Origin of the sequence: Sorangium sp. So ce128 (assembly GCF_051525245.1) — a bacterium.
In the GTDB taxonomy this organism is placed as follows: Bacteria; Myxococcota_A; Polyangia; order Polyangiales; family Polyangiaceae; genus Sorangium; species Sorangium cellulosum_B.
The window spans coordinates 11,661,501-11,686,596 of record NZ_CP150313.1 but is presented as its reverse complement, the minus strand read 5'-3'; the positions used below and the strand labels follow the sequence as shown (position 1 = coordinate 11,686,596).

General features: G+C 65.9%; 26 protein-coding genes. 6 read left to right on the top strand and 20 right to left on the bottom strand.

Annotated elements, in window-relative coordinates:
* Positions 1–524 precede the first annotated feature (524 nt).
* From WME82_RS44345 to WME82_RS44335, 3 genes are all read left to right on the top strand, one after another.
* Positions 525–1,148: a hypothetical protein gene (locus WME82_RS44345; protein ID WP_437740782.1), complete on the top strand. Its 624-nt coding sequence runs from the start codon at positions 525–527 to the stop codon at positions 1,146–1,148.
* Positions 1,149–1,267: 119 nt separating this feature from the next.
* Positions 1,268–2,623, top strand: coding sequence for a DDE-type integrase/transposase/recombinase (locus WME82_RS44340; RefSeq protein ID WP_437740783.1), 1,356 nt, complete (start codon positions 1,268–1,270; stop codon positions 2,621–2,623).
* Positions 2,620–3,435, top strand: coding sequence for an ExeA family protein (locus WME82_RS44335; protein ID WP_437740784.1), 816 nt, complete (start codon positions 2,620–2,622; stop codon positions 3,433–3,435). Before WME82_RS44340 ends, WME82_RS44335 begins: the two co-directional genes overlap by 4 nt.
* 203 nt (positions 3,436–3,638) lie before the next feature.
* Here the strand turns inward: WME82_RS44335 and WME82_RS44330 are convergent, their stop codons facing one another.
* From WME82_RS44330 to WME82_RS44260, 15 genes are all read right to left on the bottom strand, one after another.
* Positions 3,639–4,436, bottom strand: a complete 798-nt coding sequence (locus tag WME82_RS44330; protein WP_438040242.1) for a hypothetical protein — start codon at positions 4,434–4,436, stop codon at positions 3,639–3,641.
* A gap of 1,011 nt (positions 4,437–5,447) precedes the next feature.
* Positions 5,448–6,845, bottom strand: a complete 1,398-nt coding sequence (locus WME82_RS44325; protein ID WP_438040241.1) for a hypothetical protein — start codon at positions 6,843–6,845, stop codon at positions 5,448–5,450.
* A complete protein-coding gene (locus WME82_RS44320) occupies positions 6,785–7,405 on the bottom strand; it encodes a J domain-containing protein (RefSeq protein ID WP_438040240.1) in 621 nt (206 codons plus the stop codon). The genes WME82_RS44325 and WME82_RS44320 overlap by 61 nt, the downstream gene beginning before the upstream one ends.
* A gap of 245 nt (positions 7,406–7,650) precedes the next feature.
* Complete coding sequence (gene tnpC, locus WME82_RS44315; RefSeq protein ID WP_438040239.1) at positions 7,651–9,315, bottom strand: IS66 family transposase; 1,665 nt, start codon at positions 9,313–9,315, stop codon at positions 7,651–7,653.
* Positions 9,312–9,734, bottom strand: coding sequence for an IS66 family insertion sequence element accessory protein TnpB (gene tnpB / locus WME82_RS44310; RefSeq protein ID WP_438040238.1), 423 nt, complete (start codon positions 9,732–9,734; stop codon positions 9,312–9,314). The genes tnpC and tnpB overlap by 4 nt, the downstream gene beginning before the upstream one ends.
* Positions 9,728–10,066 (bottom strand): IS66 family insertion sequence element accessory protein TnpA, encoded by a 339-nt coding sequence (gene tnpA / locus WME82_RS44305; protein ID WP_438040237.1) that lies wholly within the window; start codon positions 10,064–10,066, stop codon positions 9,728–9,730. Before tnpA ends, tnpB begins: the two co-directional genes overlap by 7 nt.
* A gap of 82 nt (positions 10,067–10,148) precedes the next feature.
* The gene (locus WME82_RS44300) at positions 10,149–10,787 is read right to left on the bottom strand and encodes a DNA sulfur modification protein DndB (RefSeq protein WP_438044990.1); all 639 of its coding nucleotides are present in this window, start codon (positions 10,785–10,787) and stop codon (positions 10,149–10,151) included.
* A 575-nt stretch (positions 10,788–11,362) separates the two neighbouring features.
* Positions 11,363–12,265: a DUF6602 domain-containing protein gene (locus tag WME82_RS44295; protein ID WP_438040236.1), complete on the bottom strand. Its 903-nt coding sequence runs from the start codon at positions 12,263–12,265 to the stop codon at positions 11,363–11,365.
* Positions 12,266–12,740: 475 nt separating this feature from the next.
* The gene (locus tag WME82_RS44290) at positions 12,741–12,932 is read right to left on the bottom strand and encodes a hypothetical protein (RefSeq protein WP_438040235.1); all 192 of its coding nucleotides are present in this window, start codon (positions 12,930–12,932) and stop codon (positions 12,741–12,743) included.
* Positions 12,929–13,417, bottom strand: coding sequence for a DUF6884 domain-containing protein (locus WME82_RS44285; RefSeq protein ID WP_438040234.1), 489 nt, complete (start codon positions 13,415–13,417; stop codon positions 12,929–12,931). Before WME82_RS44285 ends, WME82_RS44290 begins: the two co-directional genes overlap by 4 nt.
* Positions 13,418–13,499: 82 nt before the next feature.
* A complete protein-coding gene (locus WME82_RS44280) occupies positions 13,500–13,715 on the bottom strand; it encodes a hypothetical protein (protein ID WP_438040233.1) in 216 nt (71 codons plus the stop codon).
* A complete protein-coding gene (locus tag WME82_RS44275; RefSeq protein WP_438040232.1) occupies positions 13,712–13,999 on the bottom strand; it encodes a hypothetical protein in 288 nt (95 codons plus the stop codon). Before WME82_RS44275 ends, WME82_RS44280 begins: the two co-directional genes overlap by 4 nt.
* Positions 13,996–14,394, bottom strand: coding sequence for a hypothetical protein (locus WME82_RS44270; protein ID WP_438040231.1), 399 nt, complete (start codon positions 14,392–14,394; stop codon positions 13,996–13,998). Before WME82_RS44270 ends, WME82_RS44275 begins: the two co-directional genes overlap by 4 nt.
* Before the next feature lie 161 nt (positions 14,395–14,555).
* Positions 14,556–16,094, bottom strand: a complete 1,539-nt coding sequence (locus WME82_RS44265) for a YifB family Mg chelatase-like AAA ATPase (protein ID WP_438040230.1) — start codon at positions 16,092–16,094, stop codon at positions 14,556–14,558.
* 152 nt (positions 16,095–16,246) lie between these two features.
* Positions 16,247–16,405 (bottom strand): hypothetical protein, encoded by a 159-nt coding sequence (locus tag WME82_RS44260; protein WP_438040229.1) that lies wholly within the window; start codon positions 16,403–16,405, stop codon positions 16,247–16,249.
* A 964-nt stretch (positions 16,406–17,369) separates the two neighbouring features.
* Here WME82_RS44260 and WME82_RS44255 point away from each other — a divergent pair.
* From WME82_RS44255 to WME82_RS44245, 3 genes are read left to right on the top strand one after another with little or no spacing between them, the layout of a single operon-like run.
* Entirely contained in the window at positions 17,370–18,347 is a 978-nt protein-coding gene (locus WME82_RS44255; protein ID WP_438040228.1) for a hypothetical protein, read from the top strand.
* 2 nt (positions 18,348–18,349) lie between these two features.
* A complete protein-coding gene (locus WME82_RS44250; RefSeq protein WP_438040227.1) occupies positions 18,350–19,627 on the top strand; it encodes a hypothetical protein in 1,278 nt (425 codons plus the stop codon).
* On the top strand, positions 19,624–20,319 hold the full coding sequence (locus WME82_RS44245) for a hypothetical protein (RefSeq protein ID WP_438040226.1): 696 nt from the start codon (positions 19,624–19,626) through the stop codon (positions 20,317–20,319). The genes WME82_RS44250 and WME82_RS44245 overlap by 4 nt, the downstream gene beginning before the upstream one ends.
* Before the next feature lie 170 nt (positions 20,320–20,489).
* Here WME82_RS44245 and WME82_RS44240 read toward each other — a convergent pair whose 3' ends face one another.
* The 5 genes from WME82_RS44240 to WME82_RS44220 form a co-directional block, all read right to left on the bottom strand.
* Entirely contained in the window at positions 20,490–20,735 is a 246-nt protein-coding gene (locus WME82_RS44240) for a hypothetical protein (protein WP_438040225.1), read from the bottom strand.
* Between the two features lie 86 nt (positions 20,736–20,821).
* Positions 20,822–21,943, bottom strand: coding sequence for an AAA family ATPase (locus tag WME82_RS44235; protein ID WP_438040224.1), 1,122 nt, complete (start codon positions 21,941–21,943; stop codon positions 20,822–20,824).
* A gap of 210 nt (positions 21,944–22,153) precedes the next feature.
* Positions 22,154–23,185, bottom strand: a complete 1,032-nt coding sequence (gene recA / locus WME82_RS44230; RefSeq protein ID WP_438040223.1) for a recombinase RecA — start codon at positions 23,183–23,185, stop codon at positions 22,154–22,156.
* A 97-nt stretch (positions 23,186–23,282) separates the two neighbouring features.
* Positions 23,283–23,429 (bottom strand): hypothetical protein, encoded by a 147-nt coding sequence (locus WME82_RS44225; RefSeq protein WP_438040222.1) that lies wholly within the window; start codon positions 23,427–23,429, stop codon positions 23,283–23,285.
* 239 nt (positions 23,430–23,668) lie between these two features.
* Positions 23,669–25,021 carry an ISNCY family transposase gene (locus tag WME82_RS44220; RefSeq protein WP_437851805.1) on the bottom strand — a complete coding sequence of 451 codons (1,353 nt, stop codon included), beginning with the start codon at positions 25,019–25,021 and terminating at the stop codon, positions 23,669–23,671.
* Positions 25,022–25,096 lie beyond the last annotated feature (75 nt).

Genomic DNA, 25,096 nt, shown 5'->3' with positions numbered 1-25,096 from the left:
GCACCAGCAACACCGGCACTGGGGATAAAAATGGTGTCGTCCGCGCCGACGATTCTCCGCGTCGAGAATTTTTATCCCCCTGGACACCAGCTCATCGCTGGCGTTGGGGCCTATTACCGCGCCCTCTCATCGATGCGGCAGCGCACCGCATCGAGCGTGCTGCTTGATGGTGAGGGGTTCTGCCCAACGAGGCTGGCCATCAAGGAGGATGCTCGCTCCGCGTACGCAGCCCGGGACGACGACTCCGGAGCGCCGCGACACACGACGCATTACCTCCGGCCTCTCAAGATTCTCATCTCCGTTCCCTCTGAGCACGGTTGCGTCGGTTCAAACAAGCCCTTCCCTCGCGGGCGCCCGACTTCCGTCCATCGGTCAAAAATTACCACCCCTCGTCGCTCCCACGCCCGCCTCACGACGGGTTAGGCCGACCGCAGGAGCGGAGCAGCGGCGCGGTGCCGGCCACAAAATAGGCGACGAGGAGACCTGATCTTGGCGGACAGCCTCCTCGTCGTGCTCCGGTTCTTGTGCCCAGGAATCGAAGCGGTCGCAGTGTTATCCAGAGCGCCATCGACATCAAGCGCTGGCAGCAGCAGCCGCCCACGGTCGTCGAAGCGCGGCCTGCGCGTTGCCCCGTCTGCGGCGCTGCGAGCTGTCCGCTGGGCGGCGCCATCCGGCTCCAAGGCCACGGCAGGCGCGAGCGGCAGGTCTGGGGCCCCACCAGCCCGGACCAACGCCCCGAGGTGCTCTCGGTGACAGCTCGCCGCTACCGCTGCCTCAGTTGCCGCGCTGTGCTGCTCGTCGTTCCTCGCGGAGTGCTCGGCCTTCGCGTATACAGCGCCGCCGCGATCGGCTTCGCCCTCGCGCTCTGGGGCCTGGCGCTCGCGACGGCGGCCGAGGTCCGTCGGCGCGTGGGCCCAGCGAAGATCCTCGGCGACAGCGCCGTCGCCGGCTGGGCCACGCTGCGTCGGTGGGCGCGCGACGTCGCGCAGCGACGTCTGTTTTCGGACGCCCCCGACCCAGGCCCGTCCGCCTCGCTCCGAAAGAGGGCAGCCGCCGTCGCGACATCGCTCGCGGCAACCGCGGACCCGACGACCCGGGCGCTGCCGATCGAGCAGCGCGCCTTCTTCGGCGCCGCGCATGCGGCGTGAGGGCCTTTGCCCCCGAGGAGCCCCGATCGTACAGCCCACCTGAGAGGATCCCTGCCAAAAACGCCGCCGATCCCGGACAAGGACCGCGCGCCAGCAAGGCGCAGAAAGGACCTGTCCGAATGGCCCTCGGCCCCGCCGACCACGCCGAGACCGTCGCGATCTATCGCGCCACGGTCATCGGCCCTCTCATGCACCGCGTACTCACTCACGGCCAGCTCGCCGCAGCGCTGCGTGCGCTGAGCGAGCAGCGGTTTCGACCGCCGGGCGCGCACAGCACCCGCACCTACTCGGTGCCCACGCTCGAGCGCTGGCTGTACGCGTATCGCTCCGCTGGCCTCGACGGCCTGCGCCCACAGCCACGCAGCGATCGCGGCTTCGCGCAGGACCTGTCGGAGGAGCTGCGTACGCTGCTGCTCGACATTCGGCGCGAGCATCCCGACGCCTCGGTGCCGCTCATCCTCAAGACGCTTGTGGACGAGGGGCGACTCGAAGCCACCCAGATCTCCGAGCCCACCGTACGGCGACTGTACGCGGCGCACGGCCTTCGCCGCCGCGCCGCGCGCGCCGAGGGAGAGCCGAAGACGCGGCTGCGCTGGCAAGCCGAGCGCCCCGGCGCGCTCTGGCACGGCGATGTCTGCCACGTGACCGGCTGCACCGTCGGCGGCAAAGCCATGCCGCTCCGCATCCACGGGCTGCTCGACGACGCCTCTCGTTACGTCGTGGCCCTCGAGGCGCACACGACCGAGAAGGAGGTCGACATGCTCGCCATGACCGTCGACGCCCTGCGCCGCCACGGCAAGCCCGACGCGCTCTATCTCGACAACGGCTCCACCTACCGCGGCGACATCCTCAAAACCGCGTGCGCGCGGCTCGGCATCACGCTCCTGCACGCAAAGCCGTACGACCCAGAGGCGCGTGGCAAGATGGAGCGTTTCTGGCGCACGCTGCGCGAAGGGTGCCTTACCTATCTCGGCGCCTTGGCGTCGCTCGTGGACATCAACACGACGCTCCGCGCCTTCCTCGACAGGCGTTACCACCCGGCGCCGCACGGGGGCCTGCTCGGCCAGACCCCGGCGAAGGTCTACGCGGCCCGCCCCGCCGCCGAGGGCGGCGTCGACGAAAGGGCGCTGCGCGTCGCGCTCACCGAGCGCACCCGGCGCCGCGTCTCGGGCGACAACATCGTCTCTGTCGACGGCGTCGCCTGGCAGCTCGATCAAGGCTACCTCGCCGGCCAGATCGTCTCCGTCGCCCGATGCTTCGTCGCGCCCGACGAGCCGCCGTGGGTCGAGCACGAGGGCAAGCGCTTGGTGCTGCATCCGGTCGACCCGCAGCGCAACGCGCGCCGAAAGCGGCTGCCGTGCGGCGGGCCTGCGGTGAACAAGCCGACTCGCCCCGTGGACTTCAACCCCGCGCGGACGCTCGGCCGCTCGATAGGCACTGGCGCTGACACGAGCGAGCGCGGAGGAGAGACGTGAGCGAGTCCTACGTCCGCTTCTTCACCCTCTCCGCCGCACCCTTCTCCAAGGAGATCCAGGACGGCGAGCTGTGGCTGCCGCCCTCGAAGGAGCAGCTCGTCGAGGAGGTGTGCGAGGCCGTGCACGAGCACGCCCAAGTGCTGCTGGTCGGCGAGCCCGGTGCCGGCAAGACGTGTGTGCTACGGGCCGTGCGTCATCGATTGCCGCAGGCCGGCTTCCGGCTGACCTACTGCCACAACGCCACGCTGGGCCGCCGCGACTTCTATCGCCAGCTCTGCCATGCCCTCGGCCTCAACCCCGCTGCGACCGCGGCGGCCGTATTCTACGCTGTCAGCGCGCATATCGAGACCCTCGGCCGCGAGCGCATCCACCCGGTTTTCCTGCTGGACGAAGCGCACCTGCTCCACCAAGACACGCTCGATCATCTCCACATCTTGCTCAACTACGAATGGGACAGCCGCGCCCTGTTGTCGCTGATCCTGGTAGGGCTCTCTGACCTCCAAGACCGGCTTGAGCTGCGCAAAAACCGCTCGCTATATTCCCGCATCGAGCGGCGTCTGTCCATTGGTGCGATGGTCCCCGACGATACCGGAGAGTACGTGCGGCTCCGGATGAGCCGTGCCGGCGCCGATCGCGACGTCTTCACCGCGGACGCTCTGACGCTGCTCCACGAGGCGGCTGGCTCGAGCCTGCGCGAGATCGACCGCATGGCCACCGCCGCGCTGCGCGAGGCGGCGCGACGGAAGAAGAAACTCGTCGAGCGTGACGTGATGGCGCGCATCGTCGGCGACCTGGGGACGGACGGCAGCTGACGCTGACCCACACGACGGGCGCCACCTCGGCGCTGGTAAAGGGACACCTCGCCGGCGCCGACGGCCACCAACCATGATGGCCATTGCGAGCTGCCCTGCGGCGCGCGTCCGAGCGATGGCCATCGCTCTCCTTGACCGCAACCGTGCACGCCCGCGATGGCCATCAAGCAGCTTGCTCGGCGGACCATCAGCCAGCCTGAGCGTCAACAGGGCCAGCGTCCAGCCTTCCACTCCGCGACGATAGGCGGGTCAGCACCCGGATCGTCGGCGGGCGCGCTGAACATGCCGGAGCGGAGCGGCGAGACGCGCTCGCACAGCAGGGTCTCCTGCCACTCCTTCGGGATCGGCATCTCCTGGCGGATCCCTTTCATTCGCCGAACGATTGAGTCCCGGTTGGTCTTGCCCTCGTACACGGTGGCGAGAGCGGGGACGATCTCGACATAGGGGCGGGCGCCATCGCGGAAGATGCCCTCCTTCACGCCGAGCACGAGAAGGCTCTGCTGAACAGGGTCTGCCGGGCGGCCTCGGCCACGTGGAGAAGGCGCGTACCCATCTGTCACAGGCCAGCCCGCTTCCGTGCGGATCAGGAGCCGGCGGAGCCCTTCACCCGAGGGGGCGACCGCCATGACGATGAGGGCCGCCTGGAAGAGCCGCATCATCTCGGCTACCGCCTCGGCTTGAGCACGCCCGCTGACGGGCCAGAGCCGCCCTACCAAGTCGGGATCGATGGGATCGGGTCCGCAATATGCGGTTGTGGCCAGGAGCCGGCCGAACTCTTCCTGATAGACATAGTCCCTGGCGCACATCTGGATGCTGGGGACATCGAGCTCACGCAGGAACTGCTCGACGTCGGCGCCGGCGTCCGTGGAGCCCAGCAGGAGCAGGTCGCCCAGGAGGCGCTCGAAGAGGTCGTGGGCGGGCAGCAAGAGAGGCAGGCGATCAGCCGGCCGCATCTTGGCAACGACGGTGGCGATGGTCTTCGAGTTCGGCTGCGCTTCCACGCCGACGAGCCTAGCGCGGCTTTGGTGGTGGTGGTGCCCGCCCGTGGGCCTGGCGGGCCAGCTCGGCAGACTGCCATCCCCCGTGCTCCCCCGCGCTTCCCCCGCGTCGCCACCCTCCGTAAGTATCCGAAATCATTCAATCCACCCCTCCACCTCAATCTGTGCCCCACTCGGCACTATCGGCGTTGCCGGCAGCGAGGACGAGGGACAACCTGATGGAGCCGTACAAACTGAAATTTCAGGAGGACGAGCCGGAGTTCACTCTGCTCGCCCGCACTAGGGGCCGGTGCCAGGCAGCGCCGGCCCCCTCCCTCAGCCTGGAGATCGGGGTCCGCGTCGCCGTTCGGGCTCCGGCCTTCCTCGCCGGCTCACTCCGGATGCCGGGCTCTGCCGCTACGTGGTGGTTACTATCATCAGGAACGAGAACGCCCGAGTCTTGCGCTGCTTCAGCTGGGCGAGGGCATCAGCGAGCCCCCGCAAGACTGCTCGCGCTCCGGCCGCTGCACGAGCCCGCTGCACGAGGAAGGCGCACAGGCCCGCGTCCCTTCTGGTCGCCCCGAGCCGATGCGCTTTCGAGCCGATGGGTCTCGAGATCACGGTGGAGGGGTGGAAGCAGCGATTTCAGCTACTTAGGCGCAACGGCTGGAGCGGGGGAGCCCGGTGGATAGGCGGGGGAAGCGCGAGGGTTGGCTCGCTCATCTGCCTCTCAGGCCCACCACCCACGGGCTTTCCCCCGCGCTGCCCCCCCCACGTCCCCCGCGTTCCCGCCACTCGCAAGCACTTGAAATCATTCGATCCACCGCTCCACCCCCCGCCGTCGAGCTCACTCGTCGCGCAACCTCTGTCCGCGCCCAACTCGACTGTACGCAGAAGCGTCCGTGCACCGCTGGATCGCGCAAACTGGAGTCTGCAGAATATGCAACAAGCGGCCCTACTGCTTCCCCGAAGGTTCCCTGGTGTTCACAACAACAACAACAACAACGACGCGCGCCTCCCACTGGGCCTGGACAGCTACCCGAGCATCTTGCGGCACCGCTCCAATCGGCGCTGCATACCTTCCTGCTCTGACGGGCTGGAGCGCGCGCGATAGCGCTCTGGCAATTCAAAGTAAGTCTCGATCCACTGCCGAGCCTCGTCCCATCGTTTGAGGCGTACCAGCGCGATGGAGAGTTTGTCGATCCAATAACCCACCTGGAGCTCCTGCACGTGGATCATCACCTTCCCGAGGGCGAGGAGTCGCTCAACGAGGGTTTGGAGGGCCGAAGCGGCAGCACTGGGATTGTCCTTGGCCAGACGGAGCGCTGCGAAGGCGGCCACGCTCAAGTTCTCTATGTCGGGGGTGCCGAGAGCGTCAAGATCCGGCTTCCATGCAGCCGACTCGCGCACAGCGTCAGAACTTTTCGGAAAATTACCGGACCGAAGCGCGTGGCGCAGATCCGCTAGCGGGCGTCGCACGACGTCCAAGTAGTTCGTCGTCACACCGAGGCTGAACGGAGGCACTGCCATGCCACCGATCGAGATCGTCACTTCACCCATCGCCAGTCGACCGGCGTTCTTGTGCAGCCTGCCGACAAGCAGAAGACGCTCGCGGCGCTCCTCCTCGGGCTGCTCTGCAAGCAGCTGGACCGCATCGGCGACGTCGGACCCATAGCCCTCTCTGGAGCCGGGAAGCAACTTGCTGATGCTGCGCGCCTCACGTTCTATGCGGTCGAGGGGGACGGCACCGGGGTGGAGCATCGCGGTGTCCAGGAGACTCTGCAGTCGAACGGACGCGTACTTCCGCACAAGATGCAGGGTGGGACGAGGCCCGTACGCCGAGAGGTACTCCGCCTGCTGGTCGTCAGAAAGGTCGGCGATGCGATCGATGAAGTACCCTGGCTCCGGCACGAGCCGTGCGCGCATCTGTTTGCTATGTGCCGTGACATCGGTCGGCAACGCCTGCAAGAAGCCGCCCGCAGCGACGAACTGTGCCAGAACCGCCTCGTACTGCTGGTCCTTGGAGCCAGCGCCGCTCAACTTCTCAGTTATTTTGGCGTAGCGCTTCGCGTCGATAATCCCGAGCCGGTACGCGTTCGCGGCCTGTACCGGGTGATTGAGGACCACCTTCGGGCGCCGCTTGCCGACAACTGCTTCCTCCGCTTCCCGCACGACGCGGTCATAAAAGAGTCCTAGCGCGGTCGCAATGCGCAGTCCGTCGCGAGCGACGGCGAGTGAAAATTCCGCCTCGGCGCGGCGCCCGGCGAGCGCGAAGCGAGTGGCAAGCTTCGCGGCTGGCTCGATGAGATCGATGCGCTGGTGCTCGTCCCGTGCGTAGCGGGACCGCTGCCACGGCTTGGACATGATCCGCTCTAGCCAGCTGAACGCTTCGTCGAGCGCCCACTCGTCGAGCGCGACGGAGAAGAGCAACACGCCGATAGCGTATACGTAGTCTCGACAGGTGCGTATCGGTGCCCCCTGCTGGATACGCAAGCCTCGGGATCGTCGGGTCCGCCGTCCAAGTGAGTCGCGAACTCGAGCAATGAATGGAAGATCTGGTACGCCGTGTTGATCGCGCTCATCGCGTCGTGCGACCCTCCGCAATCGGGGTGGTAGCGCTTGGCGGCATCCCGATAGGCAGACTTCAACGACTCGTAGGAGAGCGGGTCTTGAAGCTGGAGCAGTGCAAACCCCTGAGGGTGGAGGTTGCGCGCCTCCTCGAGCAGATCACCCCCGGCCAGACCGGAAACGGCCGTCGCCCTCGCAGTCGCGATCAGCTCGTCGATGAGCTGTTCGTTCGCTCCGTCGAGAGCCTGCTCTATAAACGTGGTGCAAACGTCGACGAGGGCGCTGTGGAACTCCCGGCGTGACCCCACGTGCTTGAGGGCATGGTAGTAGACCTCGTGCTCCTTCGTGGCGAAGTAGCTGGCAGTGGCCGAGTTTGTAAGGAAGTTGATGCTGGAATTTCGAGTTTTGACGAGTGCTCGGACCACCGTGGACTCTCCTCTTGCACAAGTGTTTCGTCGTCTCAGCGACGTCAGTACCGATCCCGGCACTGCTGTCCAGCCGTAACCGCCCGGCCATCGCCATGGGCACGGTCCCTTGCGGCTCTCGCTGGGGTCGACGATGCTGGGCGCGGGGCGGCGTCGGCCCACCACTCGGCGCGGACACAGGCGGTCCTGAAAGACGGCCCGGCGAGGCGGCATCCGCCTGCGTCGCCGGCCGAGGCTCGCGTTGTTCAGGTCGTATCGGCGTCGCTGGCGCTCGGAGCCGCGCGCGACGATGTCGCCCAGGCGTCGGGCAGCAACTCGTCCAGTTGGTCGCGCGACCAGCCCGCCTGCAACTTGCCGATGACGTCTGTCGCCCAGGCGAGCGGGTTGACTCCGTGCATCCGACACGAGCCGAAGATCGTGTAGCCGATGGCCAGGCGCTGAGCGCCCTTGTCGGAGCCCGCGAATAGGTAGTTCTTTCTTCCGAGCGCGACACGTCTTAGCTGCCGCTCGACCTCGCCGTTATCTATCTCGAAGCGTCCATCCGTGAAGCAGCGCCGCCACGCAGCCTCCTGATTGATGGCGTACTGGGTAGCGATGCAGAGCGGCGTGCCTGGCACGAGCCGCAGGTGCAGATCGTTAATCCACTGATACAGCTCGTCCACAACGGGGAGCGACCGCTCCTGCCGGCGCGCCAGGCGCGCCTCCGTGGAGAGCGCCTCCTCTTTGCAGGTCGCCTCGATCCGGTAGATGGCCTTGAAGTACGAGAGCGCCACCGCCGCTCGCGCATCGCCGCCCTTGGCCGCCTTCTCGAACTTGGCGCGGATGTGCATCCCGCAGCCGAGCCGGCGCTCCTCGGGCACGATCATCTCGCCGTCGTCGCCTCCGCGGAGCATCGCGCCATAGCCCGCGTACCCATCGCCCTGCAAGTAGCCGGTGAAACCCTGCAGCAGCGCGGCTGGATGCTTCGCCTTCCAGTCCGGTGCGTACAGGAACGCCACGAGATCCGCGCCGACGAAGGCCCAGATGTGGCCTCGCTTCACCCCCGCCGGATGATCTCGATCCAGCACCCGCATCCCCGTGTCGTCGGCGCGCAGATAGAACGAGTCCAGCACCCGCTCCCCGAGCCTCTCGGCCACGGGCGCGAGCACATCGAGCGCGAACGCGGACCAGTCTCCCAGCGTCGACGGCGACAGCGACACGCCGAAGCGCGCGTACTGCTGCGTCTGCCGGTACAGCGGCATCGAGTCCTCGAACTTCTCGACAAGGATGCTGGCGAGCAGCCCCGGTCCTGGACGCCCTCGGTCCATCACCTTCTCGCTGTCCGCCGTCGTTACGCCCTGCTCCGGGCAGCGCGGGCAGGCGAGCTTCTCCCGCTTCTCCTCGATGATCTTGAACTGCGCCGGCACGAACTCGAGCACTTCGCTCGTACGATGGCCAATGCACTTCTTGTCCGCGCCGCACTGCGGGCACGTCCGCTCCGCCTCAGGGACGGGCACCACGCGCGTCTCACGCGGCAGGTGCTCGGGGAGCGGCGCGCGCCCACCCCGTCCTCGCGGCGGCTTCGGCGGCTCAGGGGGTTGCGGCACCAGCCCCTGATCCGGTTGCGGCGGAGCGTCCGCGCCGAGCTCCGAGCCCGCCGACCCCGGCGGCGCTCCCGCCCCGAGCTCGGCGAACATCAGCATCAGCTGCTCGGTAGAGACCTGCTGGCTCTTGCGGCCGTACAGCTCGCGCAGCGCGCTCGCGAGCCTCGCCGAGAGCGCGGTGTTCTTGTCGCGCAGCTGGACCAGCAGCCCGAGCACCAGCTCGATGAGCTCCGGAAGCTGCCCGGCGGCCGCCAGCTGCTCGAGCTTGCTCCGCACGTCCGCCAGATCGGCGGGCAGTTGTGCCTGGGACTGAACAGGACTGGTCACGTGGCGCGCGGGATAGCTATCCCGCGCGAATCCATCAAGCTTTGCTTCGACGGAGCAATTTTTCTCACGCTGGGCCTCCAGCGCTTGCGCCGCACGGCCTGGGACAGGTCGAACCCTTCGAGCATCAGCGAGAGCTCGGCCGCCTCGACCTCGACGTGGGTGGCCCCCTTGGGCAGGTCGCAGGCGAGATGGAATCGCCCGCGAGCCAATTTCTTCGCCACGATCATGTACCCGGTGCGGTCCCAGAACAAGACGCGCACCTGGTCACCTCGCCGATTCCTGAACACGAACAGATGCCCACAGAGCGGGTCGGCTCCGAAGCGCTGAGAGACCAAGGCCGACAGCCCATCAAAGCTCTTGCGCAGGTCCGTGGGCTCGGCTGCGATGTACACGCGCACCGACGGCGGCAGCGTCAGCACGGCGTCTCCTCGGCCGCGAGCGCCAGTACCCGCTCGAGCGTGGCCGGGTCGAAGCCCGGCCGGACCCGCACCACCCGCCCGTTGGGCAGCGCGATCTCGATCGGCTCCGGCGCGACGGCCGATGCGTCCGTCACCACGTGGACCGGCAGAAAGCGCGGTGCTTCGGTCAACGACGACGGCGAGGGCTGTGAGGACCGGTCAGCGCGCAGCTTCCAGCGCCACCAGTACAGCTGCTTCGGCTTGTATCCTTCACGCCGCGCGAACCTCTCGGCGCTCAGCCCGCTGCGCTCCCATCGCTCCACCCGCTCGGCCCACTCCGTCTTCGTCGCCATCGCTTCCTCCTTCGCGAAGGGGATAGGTAACCGGCGCCACGACGACGATCACGATGGCGTTGGTCGGGCGCTTACGTCCAGCCTACGGCGGGTGCGCCCGGTGGGCCAGCGTGGCCCCCTCCGTCCTCCTGCTCGCGATGGGCAGCGGCGGCCCAGGGGGAGCCGTCCCAGTGATCGGGTTCCATGTCCGGGCGGCCGCGTCTTCATCCCCATCGAGCGGGGGTCCGGCGCGGTTGCCGCCTCGGGGCGGAGAGGCAGGGAGGCTGACGGTCGAGGAGTTGCCGAACCAGGGGCGGTCGATGCAGCGCGCGGCGATCTCCGTCGGCTGCTCGCAGCTTCTTCCTCGCAGGCGAGGGTCCCGGGACGAGACATCCCCCGTCCGTGCCAGATCGGGGCGCGTGCGCAACCGGTCGAGGGGGGCGAGGCCGCGGAGGTCGGTCTTCCACGTCTCCGGCCGTTCTCGGAGCAGGGCGCTACCGGCGCGGCCAGTGGCCTCGAGCGCGACGGTGTACACGCGCACGTATTGCTCCCTCAGCTCGCTCGCCTTGATCATTCCCCCCGCGACGGCTTGCCAGTAGGGCATCGTGCCCGCCGCCTCAGACCAAAAGCGCACGGTGAGTTTCTTAGGCTCGTCCCGGTTGTAGTTCGACCTGCGAAGCAGCGCCCGCGTCACCTCGTGCGCCGCGCTGAACGCGAAGCGCTTGCTCGACCCGCCCGCGATCGACGCCTTCTACCCGTCCGTGAGCTCGGCGAAGAGCGCGACCTCGTAAAGCACTGTCTTGGCCAGGCTGGCGTGCTCGTCCGGATGAGAGTAAGCGACGGCGAGCCGTTTGGGCGGATGCCGAACCGGGTGAGGCCAGCGAACTCTTGTTGTGATTTCTCGAGCCTGCCGGTGACGAACACGACGACGGAGAGCGTCTCGTAGCCGGGGTCATCCCTTTTTTTGGCGCCGTCCTCGCGGAAGGTCTGCTCGCTCGCTGCCCGCGGACGCTGGGCCTCAAGGAGGGTCACCAGCATCGAGCGAGGGATGTAGAGCGTGCGGATATGCGACTTGTCGATCGCCAGCGCGAAGCGGCGCAGCTACCTAGGCGCAGACCGACGACGAAAGGTGTACTCGAGCAAGTCGCAGACGCTGTGGTCAGCAGTGCCTTCTGCACCCTCCCCTTGCGGAGCATCTGTTGCGCCCAGAGTCCGAGCGGCATCTTCGGCAGGATTACGGGAGACAACCGAGCCTCAATGACTCTGTCCCACCAAATCGCAACCTGACCGCGAGGCAGCGGTAGCCGTAGCTGGAAGCTATTCGTAGGTTTTTTTCCACGGATGGTAGGCGCTGTACACGACCTCCGCCGCCTTGGGTGACCAGACGAGCTGGAGCGGGGATCGCCTGCGAATCAGGTCTGACACCTCTTTCACTAATACGCGAAGCGCATCGGAGCCGTGCGTCCATGCGGTAGCGACGAGTGTCGCTTGCCCCTCTTGGTTGAACGGCTCCACCGAAAAGCTGAAGCCGTTGGGTTGCCGGATCCTTTCGGCAAACTCCATGACAGCATCCTTTGTCGGCGTATCCCCAAGACCGTTGTAGAGTTCCTGGATCTCCGTCCAAGCGCGTGGCACATCGAGAGCGAACACCTGCGCGACTCCCTCTCGCAGCGGGAGCGCGTCTTTGATAGTGTCGAACTGGATGTCAGCACCGTAGGCGAACCCCCACACGTGACTTTCTGTGCAGATACGGTCCAACTCGACCTTCACCGTTTCGTCGACATCCTGCTCGTCAGCTTCCCTCAGTACTTCGTCGCGACCACGGGTCATCGCGTTCGTCAAAAACCTCTGCAAACTCGCCGTCTGTTCACATAGCTCCGCCACTTCGGGCCCCGAGTGCAACAGCGACTTGACCTCAATGACGCCTCCAACGGCATGAGCAAGGACGGCGACCCGACCGGTCGGGCTGACATAAGCAGGGGCGAGCGTGTGACGGTTGTAGATGATGATGTCACACTGGGGACTGTGCGCTCCGTCCACATCCACAATTTCTCCGCTGCCCAGTTCCCATTCCATAGGCAGCAGCTCGCGCAGCGCTTCGATGAGCAGTCCTTCGTTGTTCTCGCCGTAAAGACCCTGATGATTAACGGAAACACGTGCCTCGCGCACCCGAGTGAGCAAAGTCTGCGTCCGCCATTGCAGCGCCTTCTGAATCGACATCGCATCCTCCTCTAGGTCCAGGCTAGCTTACACTGTTCGCGCTGTACACTCTTAAATCAGTGTCGCGTGCATTCGTTTTTGTGGAAGTACGTGCTGGCCAGTTGGCCATGTCTCTTTGGGCCTACTAGAAGCGCGGGTCAGTGGAGCACCCGCCGTTGATGGCGGCGCTCGATGGACTCACGGCACGACCGGACGAACCGGCGGCCCTTGCGGAGGGCGTGGGTCAGGATCACGGACATGCTTACGCGCGGGTTGAACCAGACGACGCGCCCGTCATCGTCCCCCTGCCAGAGTCTTCCGCCGTGCTCGCGGGCGTACATCACGGCGTTGTCGAACGTGTCGACCTCGATGAACCGAGCTCTCTCGCTCTTCGCGCTCCCCGCCAGCGGGCAGGACGCGCTCGCTCTGACGTAGCGCCCTCGAGCGAGTCGAGCTCGACCGACGCCATGGTGATGTACCAGTGCGCACGGCGGCCCTAGCAGAGACGACCGGTGTCGTCGGCCCACAACGGTCGCAGGTTCTTCCGGAACTTTCGCGCCTGCTCTTTCTTGAGGCACGAGATCGACCCGGTGCACCGGAGCGCCTCGGACTTGTTCGTGCTGTCGACGAGCCGCCGCACCCGCTCCGATAACGAGGCGAGCTCCTTCGCACGGGCCCTCGGCGTCATCGCTTACCTCCCGAGTCCCGCTCGTCGGTCCGGTTGGCCGGGGTGTTCGCCCTGAGCCACTTCACCTGCGGGCCGCAGCCGGCGATGCCGCGCATGGGCTCCTCCGGCCGTGGCAGGTTGTGCCAGTGCGCTCCGTGCGCGAGCGCGCCGGCGTACAGCTTACCGGCGAGGACCACGAGCTGAGACGGCAGCTTGAACGACGGCAGGAGCTGCCCGACCGTGCGCACGCCCCAGTCCTTGCGCTCGCGCTTGTTGTACAGCCGCAGGCTTCGGTCATACGGGCGGATCACCGCCTTCGGTGCGACCGCGCCGTAGAACGTCGATACGATGAGCACCGCGTCGCAAGTTTTCTCGGCGTAATTGTACGCGGCCCGGCAGAGCGCCGACGTGTAGAGCTTGCGCGCTGGCGCTGAGTGCTGCAGTTTTGAGGCCGAGCAGCCCACGAGCGCGACCCGCGGGCCGCTTGGCTTCTTCTCCGTGAACATGGACCTCTCCCATCGCGCCGCCGAGCGGCGCGTGTGGACGCGCGCCCGAGGGAAGCTCCCCCAGGCGCGCCACGTTGATGCTTCAGAAGAGCGCCGGCTCCGCTCCGCGCCGAGGGAGAGCCTCGACGGTGAGCAGGTGCCGATCGGCGACTTCTTCTTCGGTTACGCTGACGACCCGGGCGGTGCTGTAGCCCTCGACCTCCTTGCGGCGGACGATGACGCGTTCGCCCGCTTCCGTGATGAGGTGCATCGCGCCACCCCGTGCCGTCTCAATGCGGATGACGCGCAGCACCTTCATCGCGACCCCCTCGACGAAGAGCGCCGGCCTTGATGCTTCTGCTCGCGCAGGCGCAGGCCGACCATCTTCGCGACCGCCTCGGCGCCCGCGTTGTCGGTGGCCTGGACGAGCACGCCCTTTTCCGGCCGAGAGACGGAGATGCCGAGGAGCAGCACCCCGTCCATCCGTTGAGCCTCTCGGACGACCTTCACCACTGAGACGTCACCCCGGACGTGCGCCAGGTTGACGAAGACCGTCCCATCCGGTCCCACTGCGAACGGCCCCGTCGCGATCTTCCGGTTCACGAGGACGGTCCCGCGCCCGTGATCCGGGCCTTCTGTGAAACGGCCTGCGCGATCGACAGGAAGAAGTCCACGACCTCGTGGAGCAGAGGGAAGGGCGGCGAGCCGATCTCCTCGAACGGGTCCGGGATGTCGAGCACGCGCCCGCCTGGGTAGCCGAGCGTCAGGGTGTCGACCCAGTGATCCGCCTCGGCGAGCGGCACCACCCAGTCGCCGACGGGGCCGAGGTCAGCGAGCAGGTCCTGGTAGGACTTCATCATCGCGATCGTGAACCGGTGGTAGTAGCCCCACTGCGAGTCCGCGGCCGTGCATGCCCAAAGGAGCCTCCGGATGAAGCGACGGAGGACGCGATCCACGACCTGCGGGGTTACGGTCTTCTTCTTCGCGAGTCTCAGCATTCAATTCTCCAACGAAGACGACGGCGCGCAGGAATGACTGCACGCCGCCCTCGCGTTCTTGTTGCTCACCAAGGAAGGCGAGCTGCGCTGCTGTCGCGGTTCGGTGCCCTCCGGACGCCGACGGGCTCGGCGAATCAGGCCGGAGGCGTGGCCGCGGTTCCCTAAGGGGGGAGCAGTACTGCATGCACAGCCTCGGCGACGTGCCGGGCGTGAACGCCGTCGCTCCCGTCGAGGTCCGCGATGGTGCGCGCGACCCGGAGCACGCGGCTGTAGGCCGCCGCGGAGAAGCCCAGCCGCTCGGTTGCTTCGGCGAGGAGACGTGCCCCGGCCGCGTCCGGCGTCGCGACCTGCTCGAGCTCCTGCGGGGAGAGCTGGGCGTTGGCCCGGGATGTGGCGCCACGTCGTGCTCGCTCCTCCTGCGCAGCGCAAGCCGCGATGACGCGCTTCTGCACCACGCGCGATGGCTCGCCCGTCGAGCTGCTCTGGAGCGCGGCGACGTCGACCGGTGGGAGCGCCACCTGGACATCGAAGTGGTCGAAGAGCGGATCGCTCAGCCTCGCCCGGTAGGCGCGCAGGCGCTCCGGGGAGCAGACGCAGCGCCGCGCGTAGTCCCCCGCGAACCCGCAGGGGCACGGGTTGATGGCGGCAACGATGAGCGCCTGCGCCGGGAAGGTCGCACGCGTGCGCCCCCGGGCGAGGGTGACGCGGCCCTCGGCCAGCGGCTGCCGCAGGGTCTCCAAGACGCTGCTCCGGAACTCGAGCAGCTCATCAAGGAAGAGCACCCCGTGGTGGGCCAGGGCGACCTCGCCGGGCCGCACGGGCTCACCCCCACCCACGAGGCCAGCTCCGCTCACCGTGTGATGGGGCGCGCGGAAGGGACGCGCCCCTATCAAGTCGACTTCCGGCATGAGCAGCCCGGCAACGGAGTAGACCGAGGTGACCTCGATCGCCTCCTGGAGCGAGAGCGGCAGCAAGATCCCTGACATCCGCCGCGCGAGTGTCGTCTTCCCGGCGCCGGGCGAGCCCATGAGCAGGAGGTGATGTCCGCCCGCCGCGGCGATCTCCAGGGCCCGCCGCGCGGCATGCATACCACGAAGGTCGCCCAGGTCCGGCACTGCTGCCGGGGGAACGATCGGGAAGAGCGGTGGCTCCCCCGCGCTCTCCAGGGGGGCGCCCTCGCGGATGTAGCGCGCGAGCTCGTCCAGGTTGTTGGCCACGAGCACGTGGATCCCGGGCACGCTAGCGGCCTCCCGGGCGTTCGCCCTGGGAACGATCGCCCGGGTGATGCCGTGGACGATGGCCCCGCGCAGGCTCGGGAGCACGCCGCGCACCGGCCGGATCGCGCCGCCGAGCGAGAGCTCGCCGAGGATCACCGTGTCCTCCAACAACGCGGTGGTGATTTGCCCCAGCGCGGCAAGGATCGTGAGAGCCATCGGCACGTCGAAGGTGCCGCTGCTCGCGACCTCCTCCGGTCCAACACGGACGGAGACCCCGCGCTGGTGGAGATCCACGTTGAGCTGCTGCAGGGCGGCGAGGACGCGGATGCGGGTTTCCCTCTGACGCGCTTCGCTGAGGCCGATGATCTCGAAAGCGGTCGGTGCCCGTGAGATCGTAGCATTGATGCGAACGAGATGCGCGTCGAGCCCGGCCAGTGACACTGAAAGTGCACCGGCACACAGCGCGTTCTTAGACTGCTTCATATCATGGCTCCGAAGATGCAAAGGCGGTGCACGGCAGTCCCGCACGCCGCCTTCGACTGCTTTTCTGGTTGTGGTTTACCGGTGAGGACTGGGCGGGCGTCGGAACGCCCCTGAGGCAACCCCTGCAAGGGCGACGGCGCCGTCGAGGCCCACTACGACGAGGGCCAGATCGCCTCCGAGATGGCCGCCACAAGCAGGCCGGCGACGGCCGTGGCGGCGCCCGTCTTCGTCGCCTCCGCGGTGAGCACGCGGATGATGTAGGGGACAGCGGGGGCGGGGCTCTGAGGGGCGAAAGTGGACACGTTGGACATGAGGACCCCTGGGCGCCCAGGCGCGCGCGGTGAGACAAGACCGGGGGTGAATGAAGGATGGGCGCGGGCTCGAGGATCAGTCTGCGAAGCGACCGGGTTCAGCTCATGCAAGCGAGGATCACCTGCGCGATCATCGTCAAAACAGCCACCGTTATACGTAGCGCCTTGATGAAGAACTTGGTGTTGCTCATGGGTGCAGTACCTCCGTGGAGGAGGTCTCCTTCATAGTTCTTATCTCTGCGTTTCGCGGCGCATTGATCACGGTGACGAAAGACGCGGCGGTCGCGTCCTTCTCATGACCACAACGCGAGCTGGTCCAGAGCGAGCTACCAGACCAGGAGAGCGGCCATCCTTCGTATCGGCTTGCGAGGCGACCCGCGTGGTCAGCTCGGCCCGGGGCGTCGAAACCACGCCGGCGGCGAGTCAAGCCGGGCTCGCGGAGCATTGTCCTGGCGCGTCATCGGCGAGGTGAGCGAGTCCAGCCGGGACCCCGCTCCGTCCCGAAGGGCGGCGGCCTCGACGAGATCCGCGTTCGCCCTGGGATGCCGATGGGGGTCCGGGTCTTCTGTTTCCCGTCTGAGCTCGGATGCCTCAAGCCCGCCCTTCAGCACGCACATTCGCGGCCCTGCACCGAGTCACCGCCGAGGTTAGCGATGAGCCGCGCGACCAGCTCGCGACGGAGAACCTCCGCCGCTACCTCCACCTACATCTGTCCGGAGCGGATCTGGGCCGCGTACTACGGCGCATGCACCGCGTCGGGGCTCGGAGCCAAGGACGTAGCTGCGCTGTAGGCCCTGGTCAGCTCGCTCCGGGGCGAAGAGGCCCTGATCATCGACCTCGAGAATTTCGAGAACATCGCCGCAGCGTGCTACCCCCTGCTCCACGAGCTCGCCCGGCGTCCCGGGCTCACGGAGCCGGAGAATTAGGCCCGGCCGCGATGCCAATAATAGTGTCTGGTGATACCATGGCAGAAACAGACAACATCGCCCGCATGGCGGAAAAGGTTGGAGAGGAAATCTTCGATGTCTTCGGATGGACACGGCGGCCACCAGTGAACCAGAACTGGTCGTGTTCCGTTGAAAGTCATGGGAAGCTGACACACCCGAGCGACGTCGTCTTCTGGTACGACGATCCGTATCGCGTGGAGCGGATCTACTGGAACGTGGATCTGAAGAGCTACGGAGCTGCCACAATCACGAAGGCGAAGGTCGCTGGGGCAATAGCCAGTCTAGGAAAGTCGGTGGAATGTGCGAACGTCAGCGCTGGCTGGCAACAACTATACGGAGACGATGAAAACACGTGGCGCTGCGACGGCCTCCTCTTCGTCTACAACCATGATGGCGAATTTGACAAGGACTTCTGCAAGATCGTCGAAGAGGTCGATCCGGCGAACCTCCGACTTCCTCCGAGACGCCGCATGGCGATCATCGGCCCTCCAGATGTGTCGTACCTCGTGAACGTGGCGCAGGATATCGTGACGCTACGAGGGAGAAAAAAGATCCCTCTCGAGCCCGTGGCAACTGAGTTCTGGTACCCGGACCTGGTCCGACCCAAGCGTCGCGAGCAGTCGAGTTCTGCTGCAACGATCGAGATGCTTACCGGCCCCTGGATCACGATCCACATCCGACCGGATTACAACGGCGGGAAGCGCGAATTTCTCGTTTACTATCGCAACCGCGGAACCAGCATCGAGGAATTCAAGTACCTCATCGATTCGTTCTTCAGGTTCCAGATGCTAGCGGTAGACCGCGACACGGAGATCGCTGTCCGACTCGTTGACTCTGACGGGGCGGGCATCGCCAACTTCAACAAGGCGAAGGAGCAGATCTCTACATCTCTCTATGGACTTGGGAAAGTGCGCCTCGACCGAGTCAGGTGCGAGAGTGTCCCCTTGGTACGCCGAAGGTTCAGTGAGATCGAGATCGGAATGGAGGCTCGCTGACGATGTCGAAGCGCATGATTCAGGCGAACTACTTTGCCGACGACAAGGACATCTTCGACCTGTTGAGCGCGGCGCGCCAGAAACTCACGGTGCAGAAGTTGGTCGACTTCACACGGCGACGCGGGCTGGTTCTGTCAAGTTCCGAAGATCGTGAGGACCTCATCGAGCAGATCTCCCTTCTGCCGTTCGGCTGGCACGACCTGAATGACCTGATCGAGGCAACCGATACCGCAGACCGCGCGGAGAAGATGTCGTCTCGAGCGCTGGCCGGTGCTATATCGCTGGACGAGGTCAGGGAGGCGATGGAGGCCGTGCGCGATAACCGACAGAACCGCGGTGAAGCGTTCACCATCGAGCAGCGCCAAGGGGGGCTGAGGATCTTCGTTCGCTACTCGGAGCTCGATCCGAGCAAAACAAGGCTGGTACAGCGAACACAGCGCGACTTCACTTTCGATGTCGAGCTCCCGAAGAAGGACGAGGTTGTGGTTCGTCATCAAGACCAAGCGCGTGCCCACGAAGTGCTTGGCGAACTCGTCAGTGTACTCGCGAGTAAGCCCAATCAGGAGATTCTCGAGACCAAGATTGAACTCGCTGGCGTGAAGGATCCAGCCCTCCGCACCGAGTTTTTCCTTTCTCTTATCCGAGGCGTGAAGGGCTTCAAGTTCGCGGACGTGAAGGCCGTGAAGGCGAGCCGCTTCACAAGGAACACACGAGATACGGCACCGCCCGGCGATGATGACGCCTCCATTTCCGATGAACTGGATTCCTCGGCGGACATGGGTGACGGTGAGGAAATCCTCACTGATGAGGCCGTATTTATTGCACAGGTGAAGGAGATCGCTCTGAAGGGAGAGGGCATTCTTCACGCTCCGCAGTATAAGCAATTGACTGAGCAGGGCTTCTTCGTTCGCTCGATCGTCTGGACGGCGACGGAAGATAAGCAGACGGGACCACGCGTCGAGTTCGAGTCCGGGTTCGACAACCCCGAGGAGGGTACCGGGTTCACATATACGATCCGTGGAATGTTTGCTCGTCGCCCGGATGGCGAGTACAGGAAGAGTAAGGCGGCAGCTGATCCGTTGGAGAAGACACGCTTGCTGCGCCTTATCGAGGAGGCAGCTCGCAGCGCCGTCGACACGGTCATTTCATCGTCGGTAGCAGCGCCCATCCAGAGCCTCGATGCAGCGAAAGAGGCGCCCATCCAGAGCCTCGATGCAACGAAAGAGGCGCCCATCCAGAGCCTCGATAGAACGAAAGATGACACGGGAGCCGCACCATGAAGATCCGCGCACGCTGGCTTGGCCTCGAGCTTTCAGGCGTGCCGCTTCGCCGACTCGCCGATGGGATGGCTAAAGCGGAGTACACCCGACGTCGGCCGACAGGGTTCCGAGTCGACGAGGTCCGGCGCGAGCATCTGGCGGGTAGGTTCATCGAACGCATCGAGTGGGATGATACCGTCGAGGATCCAGCCGGTGGATCGCTTACAGTTCATCGAGTCGAGCTCCGACAGGTCAACTTCCGGATTCAGAGCGCCACACCGGAGCTTCAGATTGCGGACCCACCGCGTTCACTGCGCTCGTTCTTCGATCACCTATCTCAGTGTGCCGATACGCCAGTCGTAGCTCGGGAGGTGACCGTTACGCCGATGGCATGGCTCGAGGAGATCGAGAAAGGTGCCGGGCATGCAACTGTGCTCGCCGCAACGGCCACCGGACTGACGCTCTCGGCGAGTACGCTCGCAACTGTTAGCGTTGTCGGAACCGATGACGTCCGGGAGAACCTCAGGCGCTTTACAAGTGGACGCAATGTCGATATTGAGCGACTTTTGGTGCAGTTACCGCCCCCGCTGGTGGGTCGATGCGAGCTATTTCCAGCAGGACGAGCGATGATCATTGACGGCGACACCCGGGCCATGGGACTGCTACGAGACGCACTTCAGGTTCGGGTGGGACGTTCAGTTCAGTCGGTGTGATTGCGTTCGATATCGCACGTTCAAACCTCTTGATGTGAATAGTTGGGCATTGGAGCTAAAGAGAACGGCGGAATGCCCGGTCCGTCCTCCCAGCTCTCCGCACCTAGCCGGGTAACATCCTGCGGCTGGTCCATCGCGGCGGTTTGGCGGCGCTCCATGTGATCTGAGGATCACGGCGTCAACTTCTCGATGATCTGCGCACCGCCGACGTCGCCGCGCACATCCGGCATAGGATCTCGTACTGATTCACGACGACCTCGTGGCCGGGCACGAACAGCCGATCCCCGAGCTCGCTTGAGGTTCAACGGGAAGCTACCGACGATGTACAGCCGCCGGTAAAGACTGAACAGACCATATACCTTGAACACGGTTGCAGTTTGGATTTTGCTTATGTCGAGCGAACGCGGCACTGCCATATAGAATGTGCACGGTCGTTCTTTTCGAGATCTCTTGTCCCCGCGTGCTTTGAACCTGCGCAGGTGCTTCACGTGAGGACATGCTCTCACACGCTGGGCATCCCGCCGAGCGCACCGGATAGCCACAGCTGCGAGAGCGTCATCCCGCTCTCCGTGCACCTGGCGAGCGCGTCGCTGTACCTGATCCGACCCACCTCCGTCGCCCCGCTCTTGTTCCGATCCACGATGAAGAGGCGCACTCGGTCGTCCCTGAGGTCGAGCGCATCGAGCACCTCCGGGCGCTGCGTGACCATGAGCACCTGCGGCCGTCCGGGCTCGTCCAGCAAGATATGCTGCACCCGTTCTGCAACCCGGAACGCCAGACGCGGGCTCAGCGCGTGGTCAGCGTTCTCGAGGGCCAAGACGGACGGGCCTTCGGGGAGCAGCAGCAGCATGAGCGTGTACAGGATAAGCCGCGCGCCGTCGTCGGCGGCGCCAGTAGAGACCCATCGCGCATCGCTGCGCAGATGACGGTCAGCGAAGCTGACCCCCTCGTCTGACACATCCTCGGCCCACTCCGCGAGCCTGCGCACCTCTTCGACGATCCGTCGCCAGAGCACGCGCTCTCGTTGCAACTCTGGTGCGCACTCGAGCAGCACGCCCTTGAGCGACTCAGGGGAGGAGCCGTGCGGGCTGTAGATGGCGAACAGATCCAAGGCACGGAGCAGTGTGCTGAGCGGCCCTCCGCCATGCGTCGCGCACACCAGCGGAGCGAGCCCGCGATCATGCCCCGGCTTGATCGCGGCCACATTTCCGGTCTTTCGATCCAGCACCAAGCGCCCCACCTCGTGCTCTCGGACGGCAAGCTCCTCCCCGTTCTCCATCAGTCGCTCACGGGCGAAGTTCCATGACCACGACCAAGTCTTGGGTTCCCGGAGCCTGGCTTCGTAGCGGGCTTGCTCGGCCCACGCCTCGATGATCACCTTCGTCTGCCGACGCCCTGACGTCCTGAGGAGGGTGCGTTGCTGGGTCCGCGTCACCCGCACCCCGCGTGCGTTCAAGGCTTCGGGGTCCACGTGGCCCTGCGCAGCCGTGCCGAGCAGCGCGATACCCTCGAGCAGGTTGGTCTTCCCGGCGCCGTTCGGCCCGATGAACACGTTGAACTGCCCGAGCTCCAACGTGACATCCACGATCGTTTTGAAACCCTGGATTCGGACTTTCTGAAGCATGATCTTTCCTCGGTTGCTGATGGGAAAGCGCGGCCTGCGCCGCGCGACGGGATCGGCGGCCGTGGCGGGGCAACTCCAGCGAGGTGCAGTCACCCGGCAGGAGCCCGCTCGCGCAGGCGCGGACCTCGGGCGGATGCGGGGGGCGGGGGAGACAGCCCGCGGCGAGCGCTGCGGGCTGTCCACCTGCTCTTCGTCGTCGCTGCCGAGGGCTCAGGTGCCCGCGGCTTCGACCCGTTGGCGTGCCTGGGACTCGTGCCCAGCCGCCTCGACGCCGGCGCGCACAGCGGCGGCCAGCGTCCCGTTTGCGAGCAGCGCCTCACGAGCTCGATCGCGCCCGTGGCCGATGTGTTCGCCGCGGAAGGCGAGGTGCGCGCCGTTCTTCTGGATCACCCCGGTCGCGAGGCCGTGGTCGACGAGGTCGCCGGCGGCGTCGATCCCCTTGCCCCAGCGGATGTCGAACTCCGCCTCCTTGAAGGGCGGCGCCAGCTTGTTCTTGACGATCTTCGCCCGTGTGCGGGCGCCGACCGTGTCCTCGCCCGCCTTCACGGTCCCGACCCGGCGCACGTCGAGGCGCACGCTCGCGTAGAACTTGAGCGCATTGCCGCCCGTGGTCGTCTCGGGGCTGCCGAAGACGACGCCGATCTTGTGGCGGAGCTGGTTGATGAAGATCAGGGTGGTCTCGGTCCGGTGCGCGATGCCCGTGAGCTTCCGGAGGGCCTGGCTCATCAGCCGCGCCTGCAGCCCGAGGTGCGGGTCGCCCATGTCCCCCTCGATCTCGGCCTTCGGCGTGAGCGCGGCGACCGAGTCGATGACGATGATGTCGACAGCCGAGGAGCGGGTCAGCATCTCGGCGATCTCGAGCGCCTGCTCGCCGCTGTCCGGCTGGGAGACGAGGAGCCGGTCGGTGTCGACGCCGATCGCACGCGCGTAGGTGACGTCGAACGCGTGCTCGGCGTCGATGAACGCCGCGACACCACCCGTCCGCTGGGCCTCGCGCATGGCGTGCAGTGTGAGGGTGGTCTTGCCGGACGACTCCGGGCCGTAGATCTCGACGACGCGGCCGCGCGGGTACCCGCCGACGCCGAGAGAGGCGTCGAGCGCGAGCGAGCCGGTGCGGATGACCCGGATCTCGGGGATGCAATCACCATTTCCGAGGGACATGAGGGCTCCCTTTCCGAATTGCTTCTCGATGGCACCGACCACGGACTGGACGGCGCGAGCCTTGCTGACGTGAGTGTTCATGGTGAAGGTCCTTTGCTGGTGAGGGTATTGCCGAGACAGGAGTGCGCGCCGCAGCAGACAGGGGCTGCGCAGGTGGGGGCCCTTGCATCTGCGGTCGTCAGGGGAGGCCGCGCTCCGCAGCGTCGAGCAGGTTGTAGATGGTCTCGGTCGCCTTCTCGATGCGGCGGCGCGCCTCGTATCGCGAGAGAACACGCTCCTGGACGGGGCGCGTGGCATCTTCGGCCGCGCTGAGCCCCTGGTCCACTTACTCCCGAAGCGCCGTGATCCACTTGCGCATGTAGCTAGTTCCCGTCCCGAAAGTCGCATCTCCGCGTGGCCTCGGCGTGGGGGAGACGAGCATCCGTACAGTAGGAACGGCAGGGCGGAACGTCTCCCGGCGCCGGAGCGCGCCGCAGACGCACCACGGCCGGGGAGCAGGCGCACGAGTCCTGACGGCCCGCGCTCGCGGGGCCCAAGATCGGCCAGCGATCGTGAACGCGCGCGCTACCCGGCGGAGGCGCGTGCGACGATCAGCAGGTTGGCAGCGAGAACCGAGCCCAACACATACGCTTTGAAGGATGTGAACGTGCGCCAGTCGCAGCGGTCGAGACCGAACGATCTCTTAAGGAATGAGATGGTGGCCTCGACCCCAGCTCTAAAATTGCGCAGTGCTCGGTAGAGCCGCGGGCTCTTGGTCATCTCGTCGACGGCTATTCCTTTGCCCTTGCTGAACGCGACGTCGCGGACGCCGAGACCCTTGACCTGTTCAAGATTTGCTCTCGAGGTGAAGCCGCCATCGAACGCCGCCTGGTGCGGAGGCTTGCCACAGATCTCGATGTGCCGCTCAACCATCCCCACCGCCATCGAGGAGTCCGTGGGGTTGCCCAGCGGCACAACGACGTCGAACACGACGCCTGATTTGCCGGCGGAAAAGAACACTTTGTGACCGTACATGGTCTCGCGGTTGTCCTTGACAATCACGTCGACATGCGGCTCGAAGATCGACACGATCTTCTGCTGCGCTGGAACGACCTCGCCCTCCAGCACACGACGGCGGGTCTGCTCGATCACGTGACGGGCGGCCGCGAGATGGTACTGCATCTGCCTGTTCAGACGGTCAATCTCGTCGCGTTGCGGTGTCTGTACGCGTACCTGCCGCAACGCCTCCACTGCGCGGAGCGCCGCCCTAGTTACTTTCTCTGTGAGCCTGATCAGGTCTCGATACAGCGGCTGACGTTCTTCGGCAGACCTTGCGCGCTTGATCTCCAGAGAGCGCCGCTTGGCTGCTCGGCGGTGGTCCTTCGACTCGACCTTCACCCATCGTCGAGCGCGGCGCAGCAGCCGTGTGAGGACACGAACGCTGTCCTTCAGGAGCGAGGAATCGCTCGGCTCGTGGATCGCGGCACGCACTACCGTGGAGTCGATGCGCGTGCGCTTACCATCATCAACTCCCTCACGAATCGCATACGCCACGATCATCCGATGAATCGCCTCGAGCGTCTGCTCCGAGACCGCCTTGATGTTCCGCTGTAGCGTCGATTTGCTCGGAGCTCGATCGGCCATCCCGAAGCCGCAAAAGGCTCGGTACGTCACCGAATCAGCGAGGTGGAACTCCAGCTCCTCGTAGCTGAGGTCATGCATCTGCTTGAGGAGCAGCACCCGCAGTACCTGCTCGGCGCTCAACCCCTGCCGTCCCCTGTCGCCGTCGATCCCTGCCCCGGTCAAATCCTTGAGCACGACGTCTGCTGCGGCAGGCACTTGCTCCAGGACTGCCGAGATTGTCTGGAGCTCCCTGGCGTGAGGATGCTCGATCGAAGGCGGAACAAGCGGTCGCTGCTGAAAAAAGGCTTTGCGCATCGGAGTGCCGTCCTCCCTGACGGTGCTGGGGGACCACACGGCGGACAGGATCCCTCCGATGGACAAATTCCGCTT